Source organism: Algoriphagus sp. (genome assembly GCF_039969895.1).
In the GTDB taxonomy this organism is placed as follows: domain Bacteria; phylum Bacteroidota; class Bacteroidia; order Cytophagales; family Cyclobacteriaceae; genus Algoriphagus.
This window is the reverse complement of sequence record NZ_JBDVMZ010000008.1, coordinates 1-24668: the sequence shown is the minus strand read 5'-3', so window position 1 is coordinate 24668 and position 24668 is coordinate 1. Positions and strand designations below refer to the sequence as shown.

The following is a 24668-nucleotide window of genomic DNA, read 5'->3' as shown; positions in this document are numbered from 1 at the left end:
GCCCATGAAGGAATCAATGATAAGAGGAGCTGACATCGTAGTCAGATCACTCATCGCCGAGAATGCGGAAATTATCTTCGGGTATCCCGGAGGGGCGATCATGCCTGTTTACGACGCATTACATGATTACCATGATGAAGTAAGACACGTACTCACGCGTCATGAACAGGGAGCGATCCATGCAGCTCAAGGTTATGCCAGAGTCTCCGGCAAAGTCGGGGTATGTCTAGCCACTTCGGGTCCTGGAGCTACGAATTTGATCACCGGCCTGGCTGATGCGCAGATCGACAGTACTCCTTTGGTTTGTATTACAGGTCAGGTAGCTTCACACCTTCTGGGTACAGATGCTTTTCAGGAGACAGATGTCCTAGGAATTTCTATGGCAGCTACTAAGTGGAATATTCAGGTAAGAAGAGTTGAGGATATAGCGCCTGCGATTGCTAAGGGCTTTTATATTGCCAAATCTGGAAGGCCGGGAGCTGTTTTGATCGATATCACTAAGGATGCTCAGACCAACTTTGGTGAGTATAACTACAGCAAATGTTTGGGTTTTAGATCTTACAGAACGTATATCCCTGTAGAGAAATCCGCCATTCAAGAAGCGGCTTTTCTAATCAATATGGCCAAAAGACCTTATGTATTATTTGGTCAGGGAGTTATCTTGGGCGAGGCTGAGGCTGAACTCAAAGCATTTCTGGATAAATCTGGCATCCCTGCCGCTTGTACCTTGCTGGGATCAGGAGCCTTGTCAGAAGATCATCCAAATTATGTAGGTAAACTTGGTATGCATGGTAACTATGCGCCAAATATGCTGACAAATCAGTGCGATATTTTGATTGCAGTGGGGATGAGATTTGATGATCGTGTGACCGGGGATCTGAAGCGCTATGCCAAGCAAGCAAAGGTGATCCATCTGGAACTCGATCCGGCAGAGATCAATAAAAACGTAAAATGTGAAGTGGCTGTTCTTGGTAGCTGTAAGAATAGTCTGGTGCTACTCACCGAAGCGGTGAAAGAAAATACCTATCCAGATTGGATGGCGAAGTTTAAGGAATTAGCGGATCAGGAGAGAGCTACAGTGATAGATCCGGATTTGACACCTACGAAGGCAGGATTGACCATGGGTGAAGTGATTCATCAGATCAATAAATACAAAGCCGACGATGCTATTTTAGTCACAGACGTAGGGCAGCATCAGATGATTTCCTGGAGGTATTTCAACTATAAAAAGCCAAGAACCCAAGTTACCTCAGGTGGTTTGGGAACTATGGGGTTTGCTCTTCCGGCGGCTCTTGGAGCTCAGATGTATGATTTCTCCAGGCAGGTTGTTTGCGTAGTGGGGGATGGCGGTATCCAGATGACTATTCAGGAATTGGGCACAATCATGCAGACCAAAGCTCCTGTGAAAATCGTTTTGCTCAACAATAATTTCTTGGGAATGGTGAGACAGTGGCAGCAGATGTTCTTTGACAAGCGCTATTCCTTCACCGAATTGGACAATCCTGACTTTATTAAAATCGCTGAAGCTTATAATATCCAAACTCAGAAAGTCACCGAACGTGGCAATCTCCAAGAAGCGATAGAAGATATGTTGATTCACGACGGACCTTATTTCCTTGAAGTGGTAGTAGAGAAAGAAGACAATGTCTTTCCTATGATCGCCACAGGCTGTTCTGTAGAAGAAGTAAGATTAAGCTAACTCCCAACTATGAAGCGTTACACCATTTTCGTTATAACCGAAAATTTTATCGGAATCCTCAACAGGATTACAATCATTTTTACTCGAAGAGGTATCAATATAGATGCGCTCACAGCCTCAGAAAGCCGCCTGGAGGGAATCCATCGGATAACTATCGAAGTCACAGCTTCAGAGGATACAGTAATCCAACTAGTCAATCAGATCGAGAAAATCATCGATGTGATCAAAGCGTTTTATCATGAAGATGAGAGTGTTGTTTATCAGGAGATTGCCTTGTACAAAATCCCGGTTTCACGCCTAGATGGAGGACTTGAGAAGATTATCCGCCAGCATAATGCTAAAATCATTGCCGCAGAACCTGATTTTGTGGTTTTGGAATTGACGGGTCACAAGGAGCAAACTCAGGAACTGCTAGAAATCCTCAAGGGGTACGGCCTCTTGGAATTTGCTAGGTCTGGAAGAGTAGCTGTCGCAAAGAGGATGTTGACTATAGATAGCTTTGTCAAATAATATTAAACCAATAAAAAGGTTTCTGAAGGAACCTATTAAACACTTGTAATAAATAAAAAACAGATGAAATTAAAATTCGGCTCAACAGAAGAAAACGTAGTAACTAGGGAAGAATTTCCACTGGAAAAAGCAAGAGAAGTACTCAAGGACGAAGTGATCGCAGTATTGGGTTACGGAGTACAGGGTCCTGGTCAGGCGCTCAACTTGAAAGACAACGGATTCAACGTGATTGTAGGTCAGCGTAAAGGCTCCAAGACTTGGGACAAAGCCGTAGCTGATGGCTGGGTTCCTGGCGAGACTCTTTTTGAATTGGAGGAAGCTTGTGAAAAAGGCACAATTCTTCAGTTCCTTCTTTCTGATGCAGGGCAGATTGCTCTTTGGCCAACAGTGAAGAAACACCTTACTCCAGGTAAAGCATTGTATTTCTCTCACGGATTCGGAGTGACTTACAAGGAGAAAACCGGAATCATTCCTCCCGCAGATATAGATGTGATCTTGGTAGCACCAAAAGGATCTGGCACGTCTCTCAGAAGAATGTTTGTGGAAGGAAGAGGATTGAACTCATCCTACGCGATCTATCAGGACGGGACTGGCAAAGCTTATGACCGCGTAGTTGCACTTGGTATAGGTGTAGGTTCAGGATATTTGTTTGAAACAGACTTCTACCGTGAGGTGACTTCTGATTTGACAGGAGAAAGAGGTACGTTGATGGGAGCTATTCAGGGTATTTTCGCAGCTCAGTACGAGGTATTGAGATCAAATGGACATACCCCGTCTGAGGCATTCAACGAGACCGTGGAGGAATTGACCCAGTCGTTGATGCCATTGGTAGCCGAGAACGGCATGGACTGGATGTATGCCAACTGCTCTACTACAGCACAACGCGGTGCGTTGGATTGGTGGAAGCCTTTCAGAGATGCTTCCAAGCCAGTTTTCGAAGCTTTATATGAGTCTGTGAAGTCAGGAAAAGAAGCTCAAAAGTCTATTGACTCCAATTCTAAAGAAGATTACAGAGTAAAATTGGAAGCTGAATTAAAAGAATTGAGAGATTCAGAAATGTGGCAGGCAGGTGCTGTCGTCCGTCAATTGAGACCAGAAAATAACTAATACAAAACCCCAATAATTATGAGTGATAAGCTATGGATATTTGATACTACCCTGAGAGATGGGGAGCAAGTACCCGGGTGTCAGCTGAATACCCAGGAGAAGATCGTGGTAGCAAAAGCACTGGAAGCACTAGGTGTAGATATTATTGAAGCCGGCTTTCCAATTTCCAGCCCTGGAGATTTCAACTCCGTCCTGGAGATTTCTAAAGCTGTTTCCAGCCCAATTATCTGTGCCCTCTCTAGAGCTGTAGAAAAAGATATCGAAGTAGCGGCTCAATCCCTCAAATTTGCTAAAAAAGGCCGAATTCATACCGGAATCGGTGTTTCTCCTTATCATATTCAATATAAGCTGCGCTCCACTCCCGAGGATATTATTGCCCGGGGTGTAGCTGCGGTGAAATTCGCTAGAAGATTTGTCGATGATGTAGAATTCTATGCCGAGGATGCAGGTCGAGCAGAGCCTGATTTCTTGAATAAAATCATCGAAGAAGTAATCAAAGCAGGCGCGACGGTGGTGAATATTCCCGACACAACGGGCTACACACTTCCAGAGCAATACGGTGCGATCATCGCTGGTTTGAAAAATAATGTACCAAATATTGACAAAGCTATCATCGCGACTCACTGTCACAATGACCTTGGGATGGCTACCGCAAATACCGTCTCAGGTGTACAGCACGGAGCTCGTCAAGTGGAAGTGACCATCAATGGTATTGGAGAAAGAGCGGGGAATACCTCTCTGGAAGAAGTAGTGATGGCTATCAAATGCCACAAATCCATTCCGGTTCATACGGATATCATTACTCCTAGAATCTACAATACCAGTCGTTTGATTTCCAAACTGATGAATATGCCCGTGCAGCCAAACAAGGCGATCGTAGGCAGAAATGCTTTTGCCCACTCTTCAGGGATTCATCAGGATGGGGTATTGAAGCATAGAGAAAACTACGAGATCATCGATCCGAAAGACGTGGGAGTAGGCGAATCGACCATTGTCCTAACGGCTAGATCCGGAAGAGCTGCCTTGAAGCATCATTTGGATGCATTAGGAGTAGAACTTGAAGGTGAAGCGCTCCGGGACGTTTACGAAGAGTTCTTAATCCTCGCAGACAGCAAGCGGGACATCGGACGCAAAGACTTAATGAGCTTGGTAGGAAAATTTGTGACCGAGTCTAATTTCATTGAGTTAGGGAAAATCACCTATTCTTCCAACGGAACTATTCAGGCTCAGGTAGAACTGAAAATCGGAGAGGAAGCCCACACTGCCTCCGCACATGGCAATGGACCTGTGGATGCAGTCTTGAAAGCTATTGAGAAAATAGCCAAGCCAGCTGTAGAGTTGGAAGAATTCCTCATTCAGGCGATCACACACGGAAGTGATGATGTGGCGAAAGTTCACATGAGATTAATCAAAGGAGAGAAACCATACTATGGCTTCGCTTCACACACAGACATTGTATTGGCTTCTGCCCAAGCTTTTGTCGATGCACTTAATAAAATCCCGGTCAAAGAATACGCGACCGCATAATTATGGAAAAGACAACATTATTTGATAAAATCTGGGATGCCCATGTCGTGAAATCAGTTCCGGCTGGCCCTGATGTGTTCTTCATCGATAAACATTTTATCCATGAAGTGACCTCGCCGGTAGCATTTCTAGGTCTCGAAACTCGTGGTATAGGAGTGAAAAATCCTAGCCGAACTATCGCTACTCCAGATCATAACGTCCCTACTATAGATCAAGATAAAACGATCAAGGACAAGCTTTCTCGGATGCAGGTGGAAAAACTTCGTGAGAACTGTGCCAAATACGGCATAGAACTTCACGATTTGGGTTCTGCGCATCACGGGATTGTTCACGTGATCGGACCAGAACTTGGAATTACCCAACCAGGTATGACGATCGTTTGTGGTGACTCTCATACTTCTACGCACGGTGCATTCGGAGCAATTGCTTTTGGAATCGGTACCTCTGAGGTGGAGATGGTTTTGGCGACGCAGTGTATCATGCAGTCCAAGGCTAAGAAAATGAGAATTACCATCGATGGGGTAGCTGGACCAGGGGTGACTTCCAAGGATTTGATTCTTTACGTGATTGCTCAGATCTCAGCAGCAGGTGCTACCGGCTACTTTGTAGAATATGCCGGATCTGCGATTCGTAGTCTTTCCATGGAAGCTAGAATGACCGTCTGTAATATGTCTATTGAAATGGGAGCTCGTGGAGGTTTGATCGCGCCAGATGAGACTACTTTCGAATACCTCAAAGGAAGGCAATACGCGCCTAAAGGTGATGATTGGGACAAGGCAGTGGCTTATTGGAAAACGCTGAAAACAGACGATGGTGCTGTTTTCGATAAGGAATATACCTTCGATGCTGCCGATATTGAGCCGATGATCACCTATGGTACAAATCCTGGTATGGGTATCAAAGTGAAAGGAAATATCCCTACCACAGATGGAATGGAAGGAAGTAATAAAACCTCTTACCTGAAATCTTTGGCTTACATGGGCTTTGAGCCTGGTGAAGCGATCAAGGGTAAAAAAGTTGACTTCGTATTCGTAGGTTCTTGTACCAACGGTCGTATCGAAGACATTCGTTCGGTTGCTCAATTTGTAAAAGGACATAAGAAAGCGGATAACATCACGGCTTGGATCGTTCCAGGTTCTCGTGAAGTGGAGAAAATGGCACATGAAGAAGGTTTGGTGAAGATTCTGGAAGAAGCAGGATTCGAACTTCGCCAGCCGGGCTGTTCAGCATGTTTGGCAATGAACGATGATAAAATTCCTTCCGGAAAATATGCAGTCTCCACTTCCAATCGAAACTTCGAAGGCCGTCAGGGACCAGGTGCTCGGACTATGCTCGCTTCTCCGCTGACCGTAGCTGCCGTGGCCGTAAAAGGTGAAATCTGCGATCCAAGAGAAGTATTTCAAAATTAAAAATACGAAGTCAGAAATGGGAAGTAGGAATTTGATTCGGTAAATAAAGTTTATCAGCAATCGAATTTTCCAATTTCCCAATTTTCCAATCTTTCAATCAATATATAATGGCTTACGATAAATTTACTGTGCTCACAAGCACTGCGGTTCCTTTACCGACAGACAATGTGGATACAGATCAAATCATCCCAGCTAGATTCCTCAAGGCTACTGAGCGTGTAGGATTCGGCGACAATCTTTTCCGTGACTGGAGATACGATGTGGAAGGCAATCCTAAAAAGGATTTTGTTCTCAATGACCCAACTTACAGTGGTAAAATACTGGTTTCTGGTAGGAATTTCGGTTCGGGTTCCAGCCGTGAGCACGCTGTATGGGCTCTTTATGACTACGGATTCAGATGTGTAGTTTCCAGCTTTTTCGCAGATATCTTTAAAAACAACTGCCTAAATATTGGCGTGCTACCGGTGACTGTATCTCCTGCTTTTGCGGACAAATTGATGGATACAATTACTGCAAATCCAGCTGCTACGATTACCGTGGATGTCCCGAATCAGAAGATTACGCTAGATTCGACGGGAGAATCCGAGTCTTTTGACATCAATGAATACAAGAAGCAAAATATGCAAAATGGCTTTGATGACATCGACTACCTATTAAATATGTCGGAGGAAATCGACGCATTTGCAGCGAATAAATAAGTGAAAATGACCGCAAGGAAGCGCATTGAAATCATGGATACTACGCTGAGGGACGGTGAACAGACCTCGAGCGTTTCCTTTTTGCCTTCAGAAAAGTTGCAGATCGCTAAACTTTTGCTGGATGAATTGAAGGTGGATCGGATAGAGGTGGCTTCAGCGAGAGTTTCAGATGGAGAGTTAGAAGGAGTACAAAAAATCACAAACTGGGCTGCGCAAAAAGGCTACCTGGATCGAGTGGAGGTTCTTGGTTTTGTAGATACCCCTGCCTCGGTTGATTGGTTGTTGGAAGCTGGTGCTAAGGTGATGAATCTTCTCACCAAAGGCTCATTAAATCATCTCGTTCATCAGCTGAAAAAAACACAGGAAGAGCATTTCTCCGATATTCAAAAAAGCATAGCATATGCTCAGGAGAATGGAATAGATGTGAATGTGTATCTGGAAGATTGGTCTAATGGCATGCGAAATTCACCAGAATATACGCTAGCGCTGATTGACTTTCTGACTACGCTTCCTGTGAAAAGGATCATGCTTCCTGATACTTTAGGGCTACTTTCTCCAGAGGAAACGAAAGCATATTTCATCCTAATCTCCTCAAAATTCCCACAAGCACATTTCGATTTTCACGCGCATAATGACTACGATCTTTCTGTAGCCAATGTAATGGAAGCGATTATGTACGGTGCTTCAGGGATTCACACGACGATCAACGGCCTGGGCGAGCGAGCTGGAAATGCCCCGCTGGAGTCAGTGATCGCTGTGATCAAAGATTTCACTGATCTGGAGATCAATGTGCAGGAGCAGAAAATCTACCGGGTAAGCAAATTGGTAGAGCAATTTTCCGGTCAGCATATCCCTGCTAATAAGCCTGTGGTAGGTGAAAATGTCTTTACCCAAACTGCGGGAATTCACGCAGACGGAGATAATAAAAAGAACCTCTACTTCAACGATTTGCTTCCTGAGCGATTTGGACGTCAACGGAAATATGCGCTAGGCAAAACTTCCGGCAAAGCCAATATTCTCAAGAACCTGGAAGAATTGGGGATTTCTTTGGAAAAGGATGAGCTTACCAAAGTGACTCAGCGCATCATCGAGCTCGGCGATAAAAAGGAGCGCGTAACCACAGAAGATTTGCCTTACATCATTTCGGATGTCTTGCAGAACAACTCTATCTCCAAGAATATTTTCATCGAAGGTTATCACATGACTCATTCGCATGGGCTCAAACCTTCTGTGCAGCTCAGACTGAATATTTACGGAAAAGCCTATGATGCTCATGCTTCTGGAGATGGACAATATGATGCATTCATGAGAGCTGTGAAAGAAATCTACAAATGCAGAAAGAGACAACTCCCTAAGTTGATAGATTATCATGTCTCTATTCCTCCAGGAGGAAAAACAGATGCATTTGTGGAGACGGTCGTGACATGGGATTATGGAAAAATATTTAAAACGAAAGGGCTAGATCCCGATCAAACAGTGGCTGCGATGATGGCCACGGAGAAAATGCTGAACATCGTCGAATCATTCAATCAAACACCAACGAAAGAAGAATCCAAGTTTTATGGAAATGAATATCGCGCTGTTGCCGGGTGACGGCATAGGACCTGAAGTAATCGACCAGGCTGTGAAAGTAGTGAAAGCTATAGCCCAGAAATTCGGACACAACATCACATTTACAGAAGCAGTAGTAGGAGCGGCCGCAATTGATGCGACTGGTGAACCCTACCCAGATGCTACCCACGAAATCGCTGCAGCTTCGGATGCGGTTCTTTTCGGTGCTATCGGTGATCCCAAATATGACAATGATCCCAAGGCTAAGGTGCGTCCCGAGCAAGGATTGTTGTTGATGCGTCAGAAATTAGGCTTATTTGCCAACGTGCGCCCTACCTTCACTTTCCCTTCCTTGGTGCACAAATCTCCTTTGAAATTAGATCGGGTGGATGGGGTTGACTTTGTTTTCTTTAGAGAACTGACTGGAGGAATCTACTTCGGCGAGCCAAGAGGAAGAAATGAGCAAGGCACGAAGGCTTTTGATACCAATGTGTACAGCAAAGAAGAAATCACTCGTCTGGCACGAATGGGGTTCGAAGCTGCGCAAAAAAGAAGAAAACTATTGACCTGCGTGGACAAAGCAAACGTGATGGCGACTTCCAGACTTTGGAGAGAAACCGTACAAGAACTTGCTCCGGAATATCCAGATGTGAAAGTAGAATACGAATTCGTAGATGCAGTAGCGATGCGATTGATTCAATGGCCAAAAGCTTACGATGTCTTGATTACTGAAAACTTATTCGGAGATATCTTGACAGATGAGGCTTCAGTGATCTCAGGTTCTATGGGCTTGATGCCATCTGCATCTTTGGGTACTTCTATCAAATTGTTCGAACCAATTCACGGATCTTATCCTCAGGCAGCTGGAAAAGATATCGCCAATCCATTGGCAACAGTTCTTTCTGCAGCGATGATGTTTGATTATGCTTTTGACTTGAAGGCAGAAGCACAATTGATTTCTGATGTGGTGAATCAATCACTAGAAGAAGGATACGTGACAGAGGATATCGCTGATGGCGGTACCGCTTACAAGACTTCTGAAGTTGGCGACTGGCTAGCTGCTAAGATTTTGGCTTAAAACTAGCTTTAAAAAATATGAACCACCTCAGAAATGGGGTGGTTTTTTACTTTTTAGTCGCGGAATTATAACTCCTTTTTATATACCAACCCGTTTGAGGGCTTTAATCTCAAACTTAAAGCTGATAAATCACCTGTAAGAATTAATTTTTGTATTGCTGCCCAAGCTTTTCTGGCTCATTGAGATTTGGAGCCTAGTATATTTACCAAGTGTTACTTAAGCGAAAAGCTAGGCACCAACTCATCTCGGTGCTTTTGGAAATATTTTGTTTATTTAGTCAGCACAACTAACCTAACTCCAAACCTAATGATAAGATTAACCTCTATTGTCGGTATTTGCATTTTGACCTTGCTGCACATGCAGGCTCTTTGCCAGTCACAACTTGAAATTTATGATCTCGGCAAAACCTACGAATTGCCTCAAGATAAGCTGATGAAAGGCCTTTATTTTCATATTCCCACAGAGAAAGTAAATCACGGCAACACGAGTATTCGTAATGAGTCGCAAGAAACGTTACTCTGGAAAGGAAGTCCGGATAGCAATGGCTTTGGCTATTTCCAGCGAAATAGAGATATGGGCCAGGTATTTAATGTGCCAGCGGGGAAAAATGTGAAAGTGGATGCCTTGGTCCTCAGAACTTCAAAGGGAGATAATGCGCTGATGGCTGGAGCTTCTGGAGCCGAGATGTATCTTGTTTTCTTTGAGGTGAATTCCAAAAAAGGTGAGGAAATTAGAATTAACGAAAATGGAACATTCAAAGGTGATGAAGCTACCCATGGCTTTGACCATCAATTCAACCGTTGCGATGATTTTTTAGAAGGTGATGAATATACCTTCCTCCATCTTGTTTCTGGCGGAGTTTTTCCTGATGTTCCACACACTACTCAGCCTGTGTATCAGCGAGAAGGTAAGCCAAATGGCGAGCAAGAGGGACATCTGAGATACATTCGATTTGATCTTAAAGGGGATTCTGAACTGGATTTGGAGGGAGGGAAACGATACGCATTTATGGTAGGTTTTACCGAGCCGGGCAAAGATCGTGGGATAGCTTGGTCCATCGCTACTGAAGTTCATACTAAAGAGAATGCAGCCTTTGTGACTGACGAAAATGGGTTGGTAAAATGGGGGATCCGTCGTGAAGGAGATGGTACTCTGCCGCCTACGATGATTCAAAATGCCACTCCTCCCAGTAATAAAAAGTTATATAATCAACTTGTGAAAGAATCCCTTTTTCCTAAAAATCATTTCAAAACTTTAAAACCAACTTCAGATGGTTACCCTGATGTGGACACTTATCGCACCATGGAATACTACTTGGAGTTGAAATAGCATCTTCAATTACCTCATTTTAAATCTCAACTCTTTATTATCCTTGCAATCCCGACCACAATCCTACCTTTTTACCATATCCTATTTTGGAGCGCGCTACAAAGGCTGGGTTCCGCAACCGAGTCAGCCGACTGTTCAAAAGAGACTGGAACGAGTGCTTAGACATGTGCTCGGGCATGAGGATTTTTCGCTGATAGGAGCGAGCCGAACAGACTCTGGAGTTTCTTGCCTGGGTGGATATGTGCAGGTTTTCCTTCGTGAAAAAGTCGCTATGCATACCCTATTGCCTGAGTTTAACGAACATCTTCCTCAGGACATTCAGCTTAATTCTGTGAAAGATGTCCCTGCCACTTTCAATTTGATCCAATCAGTTCAGCAGAAAACCTACCGCTACTATTTTTCAAATGCTTCAAAGTTTCATCCTTTTGCTTCTGCTTTTCTCTTTAATATCTCAGGAAAATTAAATTGGAAATTGATGCATGATGCTTGTGAATTATTTCTGGGACAGCATGATTTCAAAGGCTTTTGTAAGCCTTCGGAAAATAAGACTGATTATGTGCGTGAAGTAATTTCTGCTAAGATTTCTACCTCGAATGAATTTCTAGGACAATTTTTTCCGCAGGAGATGTTTTACTTCGAAATCACCGGTACAGGTTTTCTCCATCATCAGGTGCGTATGATGATGTCAGCGATTTGGCAAATAGGTAAAGGAGAAATGGAAATTTCTGAGATTGAGAAACGCTTTGAATCGGCAGAAAAGTTTGAAAGATTACCCCCTGCTCCTGCCAATGGGTTGGTTCTTTGGGAGACGGTGTTAACCAACCTTTGAGGTGTCGTCGTGAGCGACGTAGGAGTGAACAACCTCCTCGAAGGTTTTAACTTCCTACAGAAACTTTCGAGGAGATCCTCAGCCTGCGATATGGGTGACCTTCCTTCGGTAGGCAGGCATCTCAAAGGTGAAAGTGACTCAAATCATTACTCGTTTAGAGCAAGCCTGCATGCTGTGCAGACAGGTCTTAAGACTTTCGCCAGAATGGTTAGAAAAATTAAATAAATCTTATGTTGCGCCGCCGCGCCGCCGCGAGAAAAAACTTAAAGCCCCATCTCAAACACATAATCATCCATCACATACCCATTTCCGATGTCGATGACCTCAGCTTTGATATTCACAAATCCCAAATATTCATAGAAAGCAATCGCGTTTTGATTGTATTTGTTGACATTGAGGAGGAGACTTTTTTGGTTATGTTCTATTGCAATTTCTTTTATCAGCTGGATTAGCTTTTTCCCTATACCTTTTCCCTGCGCCGAAGGAAGAATATAGATTTTGTGGATTTTTGTCTTCCCGGGCTCATTGTTGATTTCTATTCCAGAGAAGCCTAGCTTTTCCTCATTCTCCTCAGCCAAGAAAAATTGATAGCCATCCTTTAGCTGCTCTTCAAGCATTTGCAAGCTATACATCCAATTCAGCATATATTCTATCTGAGTTGGAGATAGGATATTTTTGAAGGTATCAGGCCAGGTACGTTGAGCAATAGATTGCACGTGGATCAGATCTTCAAGTTTGGCGGGGGTGATGGACACCATAGTTAGGGAGTAATAAGGTCAGGTGTAAAAATAACAAAACCGACCCTTTGGATAAAGCAGTCGGTTTTGGAAAATTTTGTAATCTGAGCGATCAATCAAACGCTCTTAGGCTCGGGATGCGTGTAGCCTTTTCGATAAGGTCTTCTTAGAAGTGCAGTTGCCTCCTTATCATCAAGAACAGTCATCGTTTTTGGATCGTATTTCAACGTCCTGCCTCCTAGCTCCATCGAGATATTTGCTAAGATACAGGCTGCAGTAGAAATATGCCCTTCCTCTATATCTGCCACCGGAAGCGTGTTTTTATCTATAGCCTCCAGCCAATTCCGCATGTGAAGGCGAGTTGCTGGTGCAGCATTTAGCTCTATATCTGGTTCTGTAAGGTCTTCTGGATATTTTTCTCTTTCGAAAAGGCACTCAAAATGAATTGGTTTTTCATTTTTGTCCAAAGGAGTATAATCTGCTCGCATCGTACTTCCAGCAAGCATACCTTTTTCTCCAAAAATCTTAAACGCCCATGGATAATCTGCATCATCTGGATTTCCCCAACTTCTATGTTGCCATACAACATTGAGTTCTGGGTATTCGAAGATCGCCGATTGGGTATCGGAGATGTTGGATTTTCCATCTTTCTGCACATAAATTCCACCCGTGGAAGTGATCTGAGTGGGCCAGCCAAGTTTCAACATCCATCGAACGGTGTCCAGCATGTGTACGCACATGTCTCCCGTAATACCATTTCCATACTCCATGAAAGTTCTCCACCAACGTCTGTGCGGCAGTCCATCATACTCGCGAAGTGGAGCTGGGCCAGTCCACAGGTCGTAATTGAAAAAGTCAGGAACAGGTTCCACGGGAGGATTTCCATTGGCACGCATGTGGAAATAGCAGCAAACTTCTACATGTGAAATCTTGCCGAGCTTGCCGGTATCAATGATTTGCTCTTTTGCATCGATGAGGTGCGGGGTGCTTTTGCGCTGAGTTCCCACTTGCACTACTTTTTTATATTTTCTAGCAGCTGCGACCATCGCTTCTCCTTCTATCACATCCACAGAAATCGGCTTTTGTACATAGACATGCGCTCCCGCTTTCAGCGCGTCAATGCATTGTAGCGCATGCCAATGGTCCGGAGAACCGATTATAACATATTCCGGTTTTTCCTTAGCTAAAAGCTCTTTGTAATTTTCATAAAGCGCTGGGACTTTTCCAGACTTCTGACGTGTTGCGACCATATCTCCAGCGGCTTTCAGCATATTTTTGTCTGGATCACAAAGTCCGACTACTTCTATATCTGCCACTTGGATAAGGCGAAAAAGGTCAGATTTTCCGTACCAGCCTGCGCCGATGAGCGCCACTTGCAAGGGGCCTTCACGGTCTTTGAAGTCCATGCCTAGCAGGCCAAAACTGGCAAGTGTAGCTAAAGCGGTACTTCCTTTTAAAAATTCTCTTCGATTAAGGGGATTCATAGCTTATGGGTTTGAGTTAAAAGCGCTTCAAATTACAAAAAGATAGCACATTGGCAAGTGATTTCCTGTGGACAGGCATTTGTCCATGAAGAGCGATTTTTACGTGACATTGTTAGGCTTCTATTCCGAAAAAGCTATCTTAGTTTCATACTTTTCTCTACTTAAACTTTTGATTCCATGGGACTTGAAAATCAGATTTCTGTGCGGATATCCGACGAGGATATGATTCTTTTGAATGAATACCTGAGCAAATCCACCGAGATTTTGCATAAGTACACCGTGGAGATGTCTGCAAAAGACAGGCAGCGCAAGGACAAATTCGGAGATAAAGCGTCCTTATATGTGAGCAAATGCATCGCTTTTGCCAAGACGAATCCTGAATTTATACCGGGCTTTATGGAGTTGGAAGAATTGGAAAAAGACTATGATTTGACCAAGCAAATGCGTTCGCTCATCATTAAAGTCATCCAAATCCGTGATTCGCTGACTGCTACCCGAGCACTTGCAGGCTATGAGGCCAATCGTCAGGGAAATCTGTACTATAAAACCGTCAAATCGGCCATGAAAATGGGCATCACCAATGCGAGTACGATCTATAATGAGCTGAAATTTCGCTTTGCTGGTATGGGAAAAAGAGCTAAAGCGAAGCCTCAGAGCTAGATAACGCAGCTTTCATTGGAAGTTTGCTTCTATAGGGAAATAACCACTCGTAGTACATCTCCATTTTTAAGGTAAAAAACATACCTGCAGAAGCTCCTAGCTAAGCTCAATCAGTCTTTTATACAATCAAGTCAGTGAAAAACAGTTTCATTCCTAGTCGAAACATATCCAGTCAACTTATGCAGTTAACTTTTCTACTTTATAAGTTGGATATTCTACTTTTAAAGTAGGAATGATCACTAAAATGCACCGACGAGTACTCTTTTTTGATCGTTAGATCTATCTGGAGGAGATAGAGTTCACTTATTGACTTGAATAAGCAACTTCATAGGTTCTATAATCAACTTAATAACTTGAATAACTGACTTATCATGTTGATAGACTCGGTAAAATTTATATTTGGTTATAGTTTGGTAAGGAAAACCTGAGAAAAAACACCAGATGAGCTCACAAAATGGCAGGAATTGGCAATTACTCGAACAACGTATTGTGTCGATTTAAGCGCTGGTAAGGTATAAAGATGTGATTTTTGTACTTGGAAGTGATGTGATTTAGGAGCGAGGAGTGTAGAGCCGGCTATTTAGCTACCCAGTCCAGTTGTCGGCCTTCTTCTTTGGCTTTCTTGTCTTTTGATGCTCCCACGGCTATACCTATAGCCATTCCAATGGGAAGACAGATTCCTAAAAATGCCAAGTTTCCCAAGGCGGTTCCGAAGGCAACTCCCATAGGTATGCCAAACATAGCCATGCCAAGCACCATCCATTGAAGTTGGTAGTGATTCTGTGGCACGAGCTTGAGTTCTAGGTCTAGCAGTTTAACAATGGCTGCTTGTGCGGATTTTACTTGCTTCAGCAATTCTGGATCTGGCCCGGCGAAGTTATTTACCCCAGCGATGATTTCGTTGATTTTCTGTTGCTGAGCGTGTGGGATCTTTTTTTGAGCTATGGCAGTGATGAGTGTGCTCAAATTGTGAGCGGCTTTGGCAAGTTTTGGGTTTTCTTCGAAAGAAGGGCGAGAGGTGGGGGGAGTGAGAGGCATGTTTTCTTCTGTAATTGATTTTAATCTCCAATATTTTCTAAGTCATCTTGATCCTTAGGACGGTTGGAAGCTTTTTTGGCATTAATAAGGTCATTTTTATGTATGGTTCTTATTTGTATTCCCTGCTCTTCAAATATTTTGCTTTTTAGATATGCCTCTTGGAAATTTAAACCTTTGACCGAAGTCATTATATCAATCGCCACAGGCGATCTACCAAAAGAAAATACATCCCAAAAAGGGTGATTCAAAAAATTATCCTCAGTCATATCAAATACTGGCATCCCGAATTCATTGAAAGCTTTAACAAGTCTAGCATAGTTTTCGGCAGATTTATTCACCCATAGATCAAGAACTCCAGTAGTTCGAGAATAGCCATAAAAAATAACAGAGAAACCACCAACCAGAATATATTCGACGTTGTGCTTGTTTAACGCTTCAATGAACTCTCTAAAATCTTCATCAAAAATATTACCCATTATTCCCGAGATCTTACGCTAAAGGCTGTTTTATCCATCCTAGGAGGATTGTCAATGTCATATCCATAGGCAATGCTATTCAAGTAGCGATGGATTGGCAGCCTTTCTTGCCAAGAGGAATCTTTATATTCTTTGGCGTAGTTGACTTGTTCAGAGGCATTTCTTGCATGAAAGGCAGATCGGTCGAGTTTGTATTTTTTTGGACTGTCAGACATCTTGCTTTAAAGGTATAAAGTCAATTTGAAAAAATCGTATGGATATAACTTCTTCTCTCCAATCTCTTTTCACTTAATCTCTAATTCGCTCATAAGAGTGGGAGGCATGCATCGGTCACCCGACATCCAACACCCCACTTCCTAAAACTTCACTCCAAATCGCTCTCCCAATTCAGTCAAATCCTTCACTACTGGATCTAACAATGGTATTCCATCTTTCATCCGGATAGCTTCCAGTTCCCGCTCAGGATCTCCGGGAATTAAAACTTTTTCATTTCCCGGAGTAGGTTTGGCAGATCGGAATCGAGTGATCCAATTATCCATGTGTGCTTTGAATTCATCCGCAGGACGGAATGCATCTACACGCATCGCACCGAAGAAGTGACCAATTCCTTCGCCTACAGGATTAGGGTCTGGCTCTAAGAACGCCACGAATGGTGGAACCCACGGGCCGTAATTGGCACCGGATAGAACAGCCGAGAAAATATCCACTACGGAACCTAGTGCATATCCTTTGTGCGAACCGTGCTCACGATCACCACCCAGCGGAAGCAAAGCTCCTCCGTCTTTCACACCATTGGCAGAAGTAGTAGGATTTCCTGTTTTGTCTTGAACCCAGCCAGTTGGGGTGTCCATTCCTTTACGCTGAAGGATTTCCAGTTTCCCATTGGCAGCTGTCGTCGTAGCCAAATCGGCAACAAATGGAGGCTGATCTTTGGCAGGGATTGCCACAGCGATCGGGTTAGTTCCTAGAAGTCTTTCCTGAGAAAAAGTAGGGGCCACCAGCGGGCTGGCATTAGTCAGAGAAATACCGATCATATCATGATCCAAAGCTTGCATGGCATGATAACCTGCAATGCCATAGTGATTAGAGTTTTTCACCGAAACCCAGCCTGTACCGGCGATTTTGGCTTTATCTATTGCCACTTTCATCGCAAAGGGAGCTACTACCAATCCCAATCCTCCATCTCCATCCACTACTGCCGTGGAGGGAGTTTCGTGTACTATACTGATATTTGGAGTAGCGTTGATTCGGCCTTTTTCCCACAATCGCACATAGCCCGAAAGCCTCGCCACGCCATGACTGTCCACTCCTCGAAGATCCGCCGATAGCAAGACATCAGCCGCAGTCTTGGCCTGATCTTCCGGGCAACCAATTTTGGTAAGCATGTCTAGCGTAAATGCGTGGAGTTGTTCGTAGGAGTAATTCATGGGGAAAAAGGGGGAAATACAGCCGGTAAATTTTGGCTAAAGATAAGAAAGGAAATCTTTTGAACGACCTGATCAGGCAGTTTGAGGTTGAGTCAGCAGGGAGGAGATCGCCCCTTCTTTGAGCGCATAATGCGAGCAGGTGATAAAATCTACCTCGATATAGCGTAGGATGAACTCGATCAAACTCGACGCCACCACGATCATATCCACACGCATGGCAATCATGCCTGGAATCAGTAGCCGCTCCTGCCTGTTTTTGCTGAGAAGCATTTGATGAATCGCTTCATATTCTTCTACCGGCAGCTCGAATACGTGGCGCCCCGTAAGCTTGCACTGCAGCATGGATTCAAAGTATATATCCGTCAGCGTGTCAAAAGTGCCGGAAGCTCCCACCAATCCTGCGGGTCTGTAGGTAGCGATCGCTTGGATTAGAGGGTGTAGTTTTTCTTCCAAATAAGCTTCCAGTCGTTCTATTTCCTCAGGGAGGATAGGGTCATGGTAGTGGAAAAGTTCTAACAGTCGCTGTCCTCCTATTTCAAAGCTTTGCTTCCAAAAAGCCTCTTTTCGATTGCCGATGATAAATTCTACCGAACCCCCTCCGATATCCATCATCAGTTCTGTTTGGTCATGGAGCGAGCCGGAAAGGCGGATTCCTTCATAGATCATTTGAGCTTCCTGCTCACCGGAAAGTACCCTGATCTCAATGCCTAAGGTTTCTTTGACCTCTTGAACGAAGGCTTGTCCATTCTCGGCATTGCGAACGGCACTGGTGGCAAAGGCAAAAATTTTGGTAATCCGTTCTCCTTCAATTAGGTTCTTGAAGTGGGTGAGGGTATGCAATGCGCGTTTTTTGGCGTCATCAGCGATATGGTTTTGATTGATGCCTCCCTTTCCCAATTTGACAGGGATTTTCTCCTTGTAAATCGTATGGAAGTTTACACTATCTATTTCGACCAATAACAAATGAAAGGTATTGGTTCCCATGTCTATCACCGCTGCCTTTCGGGTACTCATATGCTGCCAGTTTTTTTGGATGGGCGAATATAGAAAGTTATTTCAAAGTAGGACTTTCTGCATTTCATTTATTGAGGAATTATCGCTGGATGAGATTCCCTCTGAGAGATCCTACTTCAATTTTTCATAGCTGGCAAAGCCTGTTATATTTGAGCAAGTCATAAAAACAATCTAATGAGCATACAGGATAAACCCAATTATACCTTGCCTGGAAAAAACGGCAAGATCGAGTTGTTGAAGAAGAAAAATGCGGAAGCACTTCTGGGTGGTGGGGAAAAGAGAATCGCTTCCCAGCATAAGAAAGGTAAGCTTACTGCTCGTGAGCGTGTGGAGTTACTGTTGGATGAAGGCACTTTTCAGGAGATTGATAAATTCGTCATGCACCGGGCAAAGGATTTTGGTCTTGACAAAGAACATTATCTAGGAGATGGAGTGATCACAGGTTATGGTGAGGTGAATGGGCGATTGGTTTATGTTTTTTCGCAGGACTTTACGGTTTTCGGAGGTTCTTTATCAGAAACTCATGCGGAGAAAATCTGCAAGATTATGGATATGGCGATGAAAAATGGTGCGCCAGTGATCGGGTTGAATGATTCGGGAGGAGCTAGAATCCAAGAAGGAGTAAATTCATTAGGTGGCTACGCCGATATATTTTATAGAAATACACTTGCCTCAGGAGTGGTGCCTCAGATTTCGGCTATTATGGGGCCATGCGCTGGAGGGGCAGTATATTCACCAGCGATCACCGACTTTATATTAATGGTAGAAAATACCTCTTATATGTTCGTCACAGGACCAAATGTGGTGAAGACCGTGACGCAGGAAAACGTCACTGCCGAGGAACTTGGCGGAGCATCTGCTCATAGTACCAAAAGTGGCGTCACGCATTTCGCTTGCGCAAATGAGCTGGAGTGTATCCAACATATTAAGAAAATCCTAAGCTACATGCCTCAAAACTGTGAGGAAATAGCTCCGGTCTATCCTTATGAAATGCTCGCGGATGAAAGTCGCTCAGAATTGGATGCCCTAATTCCAGAAAATCCAAATCACCCGTATGACATTCGAGATGCAGTGAGAGGCATTGTTGATGAGGACTCTTTTCTGGAAGTACATGAAAACTTCGCCGACAATATCGTGGTAGGTTATGCGAGAATCGCAGGAAGAAGTATAGGAGTAGTAGGTAATCAACCGCAATCTATGGCTGGAGTCTTGGATAATGACGCTTCTGTGAAAGCAGCGCGCTTTGTGAGAACTTGCGATAGCTTTAATGTTCCGCTTTTAGTATTGGTGGATGTACCAGGTTTTTTGCCGGGGACAGATCAAGAGTGGAATGGGATTATTACCAATGGGGCAAAGTTGCTTTATGCGTTTTCGGAGGCGACCGTGCCTAGAATTACTGTGATAACGAGAAAGGCATACGGTGGAGCATACGATGTGATGAATTCTAAGCATATCGGAGCGGATTTGAATTTTGCTTGGCCGACTGCAGAGATTGCGGTAATGGGAGCGAAGGGGGCTTCGGAGATTATTTTCAAAAAAGAAATCGCAGAAGCTGAAGACCCCGAAGCAAAACTTCAGGAAAAAGTAGATGAGTACACTCAGAAGTTTGCCAATCCATACAGAGCAGCACATCGAGGGTTTATTGACGAAGTCATCATGCCGTCCGAAACCCGCATCAAACTAATCAAAGCCTTCAAAATGCTAGAGAACAAAGTGGATAAGATCCCGAGAAAGAAACATGGGAATATTCCGTTGTAATAAAAGAGCAGGAAGACAGGAGACCGAAGAAGAGGATTTGCTTGAGTTAATTAATTCTACTAATGCTCTTACCTCTCTGATATTCTTAAAACATTAAATTTCAAAGACAATTTTCAAAATGGATTCGAATACCTTTTTATATAAGTACCTAAATAACGCCTCCCCAACTGGCTTCGAAGTATCTGGGCAACAGATTTGGTTGGATTACATCAAGCCATTTACGGATGATTATTTCACAGATAGCTATGGAACGGCTGTGGCGGTGATCAACCCTAAGGCAGAATACAAAGTGGTGATCGAAGCGCATGCCGACGAGATTAGCTGGTTTGTGAACTATATCAAAGACGACGGTTACATCTACGTGCGCCGCAATGGAGGTTCGGATCACATGATCGCTCCTTCCATGCGAGTGAATATTCATACAGATAAAGGGATATTACCAGGAGTTTTTGGTTGGCCGGCGATTCACGTCAGGAAAGAAGGAAAAGAAGATGCGCCGACCTTGGATAATATCTTCATCGATGTGGGAGCGAGGTCAAAAGACGAAGTGGAGGAAATGGGAATTCACGTAGGTTGCGTGATTACATTCAAAGATGAGTTGACGGAATTGAATGGGAAGTTTTATTCAGGAAGAGCACTTGACAATAGAATCGGAGGCTACATGATCGCTCAGGTGGCGAAGAAAATCAAAGAATCCAAGAAAAAACTACCATTTGGACTCTATATAGTAAATGCCGTTCAGGAGGAAATAGGCCTTCGTGGTGCACAAATGATCGCTGCCAAGATCAAACCTAATTTGGCTATCATCACGGATGTTTGTCACGACACAACGGCGCCTTTATATAATAAGGTGACCAGTGGAGATACCACCGCAGGCAAAGGACCAGTTCTTCCTGTTGGAGCTTCGGTGCATAAGAAGTTGTTGGATCTAATAATTGAGACAGCACGGAAGCACGAGATTCCTTTCCAACGAGCTGCCGCTTCCAGAGGAACAGGAACGGATACGGATGCATTTGCTTATTCTAATGAGGGGGTGCCTTCAGCCTTGATTTCTCTTCCTTTGAAGTACATGCATACGACAGTCGAAATGGCAAGCAAAGATGATATCGAGCAGGTGATTGAGTTGATGTATGAATTCTTACTAGACTTTGATCCAAAATTTGATTTTAGATATATAAAGTAGCCATTAGCTAATGGGTCCAAGTTCATGGTTGCCATGAGCGATAGACTTAAAGTCACTATGCAGTTTACTGACCAACTCAATCGTAGAATTTCACTTTCATCTTCTCCACAGCGAATCATATCCTTAGTTCCTTCGCAGACTGAGTTGCTTGTAGATCTGGGTTTGGAGGAAAAAATAGTAGGAGTAACCAAATTCTGTGTGCATCCTCACGGCTTGACCAAACGGAAAACTATTGTCGGAGGTACGAAAAACTATAGAATGGAAGTGATTGAATCGTTAAAGCCTGATTTGATTATTGGTAATAAAGAGGAAAATGAGCAGGTGGGTATCGAGAAGTTGATGGAAAAGTATCCTGTTTGGATGAGTGATATCTATACCCTGAAGGATAGTTTGGGGATGATTTTGAGTTTGGGTGATATGCTGGAAGTTAGAGAAAAGGCAGAAGCCATCATTAGGCAATTAGGTATTGATTTTGCTCAACCCTCGCCGATGCGGGGGCGTGCGGTGTACTTGATTTGGAAGGATCCCATAATGGTAGCAGGAGTGGATACCTTTATAAATGAGATGTTGGGGTTTGCTGGGTTTGAAAACGCAGTAGTTGCTAGACGATATCCTGAGTTGACTGAGGAAGAATTATGCAATCTGAATCCGGAATATCTGCTGTTAAGTTCAGAGCCTTATCCATTCAAGGAGAATCATATCAAATCATTCCAATCACTTTTGCCGAAGGCTAAGGTCAACTTGGTAGATGGGGAGATTTTCTCCTGGTATGGAAGCCGGTTACTTCATGCAAAAGCTTATTTTGATACGATGCGATGAGTAGAAGTCAGCTACCGCTCATGAAAAAATTTATTTACATAGCAGACTTTATTAAAAATTTCAATTAACTTTTGCCTGCAAAAACAGTGAACCTTCCATCGGTCTAGCAATAGTTTGAACTCAAAGCTAGCTGAAGAGACTACTCGAGTAGTAATTGTACATCGAACTAATAAAATCAAAATATGAAAAACACAAGATACGCATGGGTGGCACTAGTTGCTTTGGTTTGGTCATGTGGACCGAAGCCCGCAGAAAATTCAGTTACTGAAACTGTAGTAGAAGAGGTGTTGGTGGCAGAAAACTCCCTTACCGAAGAAGAGAAGGCGGAAGGCTGGATGCTTCTTTTTGATGGTATCAATACTGACGGTTGGCGAGCATTTAACGGAGACAGCTTTCCTTCTGACGGCTGGACGGTAGAAGATGGTGCTTTGAAGGCATTGGGGAAGGGAGGCGATATAGGTGGAGACATCGTTTTTGGTCCAGTTGAGTTTGAGGAGTTTGAGATGGAATGGACATGGAAAATAGCTCCAGGTGGAAACAGCGGTGTGTTGTATCATGTGGTAGAGGATCCAAAATACAAGGCGCCTTATGAAACAGGGCCTGAATATCAGATGATCGATCAATTAGGATTTGCTGAGCCTCTGGAGATTTGGCAATCAATAGGAGCAGATTATGCGATGACTGAGCCTGATTATGAAGGTGCAGTCAAACCTGCAGGGGAATGGAATACTTCGAAAATTATTTTTTCGGAGGAAGGATCCAGCTATTATCTGAATGGAAAGAAAACAGTAGAGTTTGTCCCTTATTCAGAAGCATGGACTAAAGCTCGTAACTCCGGTAAGTGGAATGACTTCCCAGATTATGCTATTTCCAAGACTGGATTGATTTCACTGCAGGATCATGGTGCAGAGACTTGGTTTAAAAACATTAAAATTAGGAAACTCTAAGTTCGGGTTCGGTGAGTCAGACCGTGATGATTAGTAGTGCCAAAAGGACCTTGATTTTAATCCCCCTAGATTCGTTGTAACATTCAAATGACAAACTATAAATAAATGAAAAAAGTATTATTAATGATGCTATTAGTAGCATCTGTAAATTTTGCCTACGCGCAGAAGAAAGTTAAACTCTTCAATGGTAAAGACCTTTCAGGCTGGACCATCTATGGTACAGAAAAATGGTATGTGGAAGATGGTTTGCTAGTTTCTGAAAGTGGCCCAGATAAGGGCTATGGTTATTTAGGTACGAATGAGCATTATGATGATTTTGAGATCACTCTTGAATTCAAACAAGAAGCTAATGGTAACTCAGGGGTATTTATCAGATCTACAGTTGAGGGGACTAAGATCACTGGGTGGCAAGTGGAGGTAGCACCCCCAGGTCGTGACACAGGTGGGATCTATGAATCTTACGGTAGAGGCTGGTTAGTAAAGCCAGATCCAGAAAAAGATAAGAACTTGAAGTTTGGAGAATGGAACAAGATGAAGATTGTTGTCAAAGGTGATAATGTGACCTCCTATTTGAATGGAGTAGAAATGGTAAATTTCTCTGACTCTAAAATTGGACAAGGAAAAGGTGGTGTTAACCTTCAGATCCATGACGGTGGAGGAATCAAAGTTTATTGGAAAAACATTGTTTTGAAGAAGCTTTAAATTGAAATCTATCTAAGAGAGAGTGCCCTGATGATCGCATCATCAGGGCATTTTTATTTTGGAGAAACTTTTCTCTGTCTTTATCAGGCCCTTATGTAAAATGCTGTTAAAATCCAGCATTACCTCTTGTCCCTAATCAAAAAAGGTAGATATTTGCACTCCCAAACGACGCACACGGTGTTAGAGGGATTAGGGAAAATTCTCTAGATTAGATTGAAAAAAGAAATTTAGGCGTAGAGCTAGGAAGAGAAAAAAGAGTCCTTACCTTTGCGCACCGATCTAACGGATGGGTAGAGAGAGAGGCGAGAGTAGTAACCTGAAAAACTTTCAAAAATAAATTTCGCGCTAGGTATTGCGGTTTAAAAATAACCTTTTACCTTTGCACTCCCTTCAGCAAGGAAGGGGAAAAAACGGAGCAGAAATCGGGAGATTGAGGCATCTGAGCAAGACCACAAATGAGTGGTATTAAGTTCTTTGAAGTGATGTAAGACGAAAAAAAATAGTAACCTGAGAACAGACAGGGAGACGTTTATGGGAATTGCTTCGTGCGTTTTCATGAACAGTGTATAATAATGATAATTTACAATGGAGAGTTTGATCCTGGCTCAGGATGAACGCTAGCGGCAGGCCTAATACATGCAAGTCGAACGGTAGATTACTTTCGGGTAGTTGAGAGTGGCGAACGG

General features: G+C 43.4%; 24 protein-coding genes and 1 rRNA gene. 18 read left to right on the top strand and 7 right to left on the bottom strand.

What is annotated here, in order from left to right:
• The first annotated feature begins 4 nt into the window (after positions 1–4).
• The 11 genes from ilvB (at position 5) to ABJH64_RS04190 (ending at position 11962) form a co-directional block, all read left to right on the top strand.
• Entirely contained in the window at positions 5–1699 is a 1695-nt protein-coding gene (ilvB, locus tag ABJH64_RS04240) for a biosynthetic-type acetolactate synthase large subunit (RefSeq protein ID WP_348275998.1), read from the top strand.
• A gap of 9 nt (positions 1700–1708) precedes the next feature.
• Positions 1709–2209, top strand: coding sequence for an acetolactate synthase small subunit (ilvN, locus tag ABJH64_RS04235; protein ID WP_057939693.1), 501 nt, complete (start codon positions 1709–1711; stop codon positions 2207–2209).
• Between the two features lie 63 nt (positions 2210–2272).
• Positions 2273–3316, top strand: a complete 1044-nt coding sequence (gene ilvC / locus ABJH64_RS04230) for a ketol-acid reductoisomerase (RefSeq protein WP_348299136.1) — start codon at positions 2273–2275, stop codon at positions 3314–3316.
• Positions 3317–3334: 18 nt separating this feature from the next.
• Entirely contained in the window at positions 3335–4843 is a 1509-nt protein-coding gene (locus tag ABJH64_RS04225) for a 2-isopropylmalate synthase (protein ID WP_348299135.1), read from the top strand.
• Between the two features lie 2 nt (positions 4844–4845).
• On the top strand, positions 4846–6252 hold the full coding sequence (gene leuC / locus ABJH64_RS04220) for a 3-isopropylmalate dehydratase large subunit (RefSeq protein WP_348299134.1): 1407 nt from the start codon (positions 4846–4848) through the stop codon (positions 6250–6252).
• 107 nt (positions 6253–6359) lie between these two features.
• Positions 6360–6950, top strand: a complete 591-nt coding sequence (leuD, locus tag ABJH64_RS04215) for a 3-isopropylmalate dehydratase small subunit (protein WP_348274503.1) — start codon at positions 6360–6362, stop codon at positions 6948–6950.
• A 6-nt stretch (positions 6951–6956) separates the two neighbouring features.
• On the top strand, positions 6957–8543 hold the full coding sequence (locus ABJH64_RS04210; RefSeq protein WP_348274502.1) for an alpha-isopropylmalate synthase regulatory domain-containing protein: 1587 nt from the start codon (positions 6957–6959) through the stop codon (positions 8541–8543).
• Positions 8512–9579, top strand: a complete 1068-nt coding sequence (leuB, locus tag ABJH64_RS04205) for a 3-isopropylmalate dehydrogenase (RefSeq protein WP_348274501.1) — start codon at positions 8512–8514, stop codon at positions 9577–9579. The genes ABJH64_RS04210 and leuB overlap by 32 nt, the downstream gene beginning before the upstream one ends.
• A 306-nt stretch (positions 9580–9885) precedes the next feature.
• Complete coding sequence (locus ABJH64_RS04200) at positions 9886–10908, top strand: hypothetical protein (protein WP_348274500.1); 1023 nt, start codon at positions 9886–9888, stop codon at positions 10906–10908.
• A 43-nt stretch (positions 10909–10951) separates the two neighbouring features.
• The gene (gene truA / locus ABJH64_RS04195; protein ID WP_348274499.1) at positions 10952–11737 is read left to right on the top strand and encodes a tRNA pseudouridine(38-40) synthase TruA; all 786 of its coding nucleotides are present in this window, start codon (positions 10952–10954) and stop codon (positions 11735–11737) included.
• A 9-nt stretch (positions 11738–11746) separates the two neighbouring features.
• The gene (locus ABJH64_RS04190) at positions 11747–11962 is read left to right on the top strand and encodes a hypothetical protein (protein ID WP_348274498.1); all 216 of its coding nucleotides are present in this window, start codon (positions 11747–11749) and stop codon (positions 11960–11962) included.
• 38 nt (positions 11963–12000) lie between these two features.
• Here the strand turns inward: ABJH64_RS04190 and ABJH64_RS04185 are convergent, their stop codons facing one another.
• Entirely contained in the window at positions 12001–12495 is a 495-nt protein-coding gene (locus tag ABJH64_RS04185) for a GNAT family N-acetyltransferase (protein ID WP_348274497.1), read from the bottom strand.
• 95 nt (positions 12496–12590) lie between these two features.
• Positions 12591–13958 (bottom strand): Gfo/Idh/MocA family oxidoreductase, encoded by a 1368-nt coding sequence (locus tag ABJH64_RS04180; protein WP_348299133.1) that lies wholly within the window; start codon positions 13956–13958, stop codon positions 12591–12593.
• A 177-nt stretch (positions 13959–14135) separates the two neighbouring features.
• On the opposite strand from ABJH64_RS04180, the gene ABJH64_RS04175 reads away from it, so the two are divergent.
• Complete coding sequence (locus tag ABJH64_RS04175) at positions 14136–14618, top strand: hypothetical protein (protein WP_348274495.1); 483 nt, start codon at positions 14136–14138, stop codon at positions 14616–14618.
• Positions 14619–15194: 576 nt separating this feature from the next.
• Here the strand turns inward: ABJH64_RS04175 and ABJH64_RS04170 are convergent.
• The 5 genes from ABJH64_RS04170 to ABJH64_RS04150 form a co-directional block, all read right to left on the bottom strand.
• Entirely contained in the window at positions 15195–15656 is a 462-nt protein-coding gene (locus ABJH64_RS04170; protein ID WP_348274494.1) for a hypothetical protein, read from the bottom strand.
• A 20-nt stretch (positions 15657–15676) separates the two neighbouring features.
• On the bottom strand, positions 15677–16132 hold the full coding sequence (locus tag ABJH64_RS04165; RefSeq protein WP_348274493.1) for a DUF6036 family nucleotidyltransferase: 456 nt from the start codon (positions 16130–16132) through the stop codon (positions 15677–15679).
• Complete coding sequence (locus tag ABJH64_RS04160; protein WP_348274492.1) at positions 16132–16347, bottom strand: hypothetical protein; 216 nt, start codon at positions 16345–16347, stop codon at positions 16132–16134. Before ABJH64_RS04160 ends, ABJH64_RS04165 begins: the two co-directional genes overlap by 1 nt.
• Positions 16348–16488: 141 nt before the next feature.
• Positions 16489–17559, bottom strand: coding sequence for an Ldh family oxidoreductase (locus tag ABJH64_RS04155; RefSeq protein WP_348274491.1), 1071 nt, complete (start codon positions 17557–17559; stop codon positions 16489–16491).
• A gap of 72 nt (positions 17560–17631) precedes the next feature.
• The gene (locus ABJH64_RS04150) at positions 17632–18573 is read right to left on the bottom strand and encodes an exopolyphosphatase (RefSeq protein ID WP_348274490.1); all 942 of its coding nucleotides are present in this window, start codon (positions 18571–18573) and stop codon (positions 17632–17634) included.
• A gap of 174 nt (positions 18574–18747) precedes the next feature.
• On the opposite strand from ABJH64_RS04150, the gene ABJH64_RS04145 reads away from it, so the two are divergent.
• The 6 genes from ABJH64_RS04145 to ABJH64_RS04120 form a co-directional block, all read left to right on the top strand.
• Complete coding sequence (locus tag ABJH64_RS04145; RefSeq protein WP_348274489.1) at positions 18748–20331, top strand: acyl-CoA carboxylase subunit beta; 1584 nt, start codon at positions 18748–18750, stop codon at positions 20329–20331.
• Positions 20332–20449: 118 nt separating this feature from the next.
• Positions 20450–21514 (top strand): M42 family metallopeptidase, encoded by a 1065-nt coding sequence (locus ABJH64_RS04140; protein ID WP_348274488.1) that lies wholly within the window; start codon positions 20450–20452, stop codon positions 21512–21514.
• A gap of 33 nt (positions 21515–21547) precedes the next feature.
• Complete coding sequence (locus ABJH64_RS04135; protein ID WP_348299132.1) at positions 21548–22333, top strand: helical backbone metal receptor; 786 nt, start codon at positions 21548–21550, stop codon at positions 22331–22333.
• Positions 22334–22515: 182 nt separating this feature from the next.
• A complete protein-coding gene (locus tag ABJH64_RS04130) occupies positions 22516–23280 on the top strand; it encodes a DUF1080 domain-containing protein (RefSeq protein WP_348274486.1) in 765 nt (254 codons plus the stop codon).
• A gap of 105 nt (positions 23281–23385) precedes the next feature.
• Entirely contained in the window at positions 23386–23982 is a 597-nt protein-coding gene (locus tag ABJH64_RS04125) for a DUF1080 domain-containing protein (protein WP_348274485.1), read from the top strand.
• 582 nt (positions 23983–24564) lie between these two features.
• Positions 24565–24668: ribosomal RNA gene (locus tag ABJH64_RS04120) — 16S ribosomal RNA — on the top strand; the annotation flags it as partial.

Excerpts from the sequence above, each read along its gene's own strand:
- ilvB (WP_348275998.1), top strand. The coding sequence starts at position 5 with ATGAAGGAATCAATGATAAGAGGAGCTGACATCGTAGTCAGATCACTC.
- ilvN (WP_057939693.1), top strand. The coding sequence starts at position 1,709 with ATGAAGCGTTACACCATTTTCGTTATAACCGAAAATTTTATCGGAATC.
- ilvC (WP_348299136.1), top strand. The coding sequence starts at position 2,273 with ATGAAATTAAAATTCGGCTCAACAGAAGAAAACGTAGTAACTAGGGAA.
- ABJH64_RS04225 (WP_348299135.1), top strand. The coding sequence starts at position 3,335 with ATGAGTGATAAGCTATGGATATTTGATACTACCCTGAGAGATGGGGAG.
- leuC (WP_348299134.1), top strand. The coding sequence starts at position 4,846 with ATGGAAAAGACAACATTATTTGATAAAATCTGGGATGCCCATGTCGTG.
- leuD (WP_348274503.1), top strand. The coding sequence starts at position 6,360 with ATGGCTTACGATAAATTTACTGTGCTCACAAGCACTGCGGTTCCTTTA.
- ABJH64_RS04210 (WP_348274502.1), top strand. The coding sequence starts at position 6,957 with ATGACCGCAAGGAAGCGCATTGAAATCATGGATACTACGCTGAGGGAC.
- leuB (WP_348274501.1), top strand. The coding sequence starts at position 8,512 with ATGGAAATGAATATCGCGCTGTTGCCGGGTGACGGCATAGGACCTGAA.
- ABJH64_RS04200 (WP_348274500.1), top strand. The coding sequence starts at position 9,886 with ATGATAAGATTAACCTCTATTGTCGGTATTTGCATTTTGACCTTGCTG.
- ABJH64_RS04185 (WP_348274497.1), bottom strand. The coding sequence starts at position 12,495 with ATGGTGTCCATCACCCCCGCCAAACTTGAAGATCTGATCCACGTGCAA.
- ABJH64_RS04180 (WP_348299133.1), bottom strand. The coding sequence starts at position 13,958 with ATGAATCCCCTTAATCGAAGAGAATTTTTAAAAGGAAGTACCGCTTTA.
- ABJH64_RS04175 (WP_348274495.1), top strand. The coding sequence starts at position 14,136 with ATGGGACTTGAAAATCAGATTTCTGTGCGGATATCCGACGAGGATATG.
- ABJH64_RS04170 (WP_348274494.1), bottom strand. The coding sequence starts at position 15,656 with ATGCCTCTCACTCCCCCCACCTCTCGCCCTTCTTTCGAAGAAAACCCA.
- ABJH64_RS04165 (WP_348274493.1), bottom strand. The coding sequence starts at position 16,132 with ATGGGTAATATTTTTGATGAAGATTTTAGAGAGTTCATTGAAGCGTTA.
- ABJH64_RS04160 (WP_348274492.1), bottom strand. The coding sequence starts at position 16,347 with ATGTCTGACAGTCCAAAAAAATACAAACTCGACCGATCTGCCTTTCAT.
- ABJH64_RS04155 (WP_348274491.1), bottom strand. The coding sequence starts at position 17,559 with ATGAATTACTCCTACGAACAACTCCACGCATTTACGCTAGACATGCTT.
- ABJH64_RS04150 (WP_348274490.1), bottom strand. The coding sequence starts at position 18,573 with ATGAGTACCCGAAAGGCAGCGGTGATAGACATGGGAACCAATACCTTT.
- ABJH64_RS04145 (WP_348274489.1), top strand. The coding sequence starts at position 18,748 with ATGAGCATACAGGATAAACCCAATTATACCTTGCCTGGAAAAAACGGC.
- ABJH64_RS04140 (WP_348274488.1), top strand. The coding sequence starts at position 20,450 with ATGGATTCGAATACCTTTTTATATAAGTACCTAAATAACGCCTCCCCA.
- ABJH64_RS04135 (WP_348299132.1), top strand. The coding sequence starts at position 21,548 with ATGAGCGATAGACTTAAAGTCACTATGCAGTTTACTGACCAACTCAAT.
- ABJH64_RS04130 (WP_348274486.1), top strand. The coding sequence starts at position 22,516 with ATGAAAAACACAAGATACGCATGGGTGGCACTAGTTGCTTTGGTTTGG.
- ABJH64_RS04125 (WP_348274485.1), top strand. The coding sequence starts at position 23,386 with ATGAAAAAAGTATTATTAATGATGCTATTAGTAGCATCTGTAAATTTT.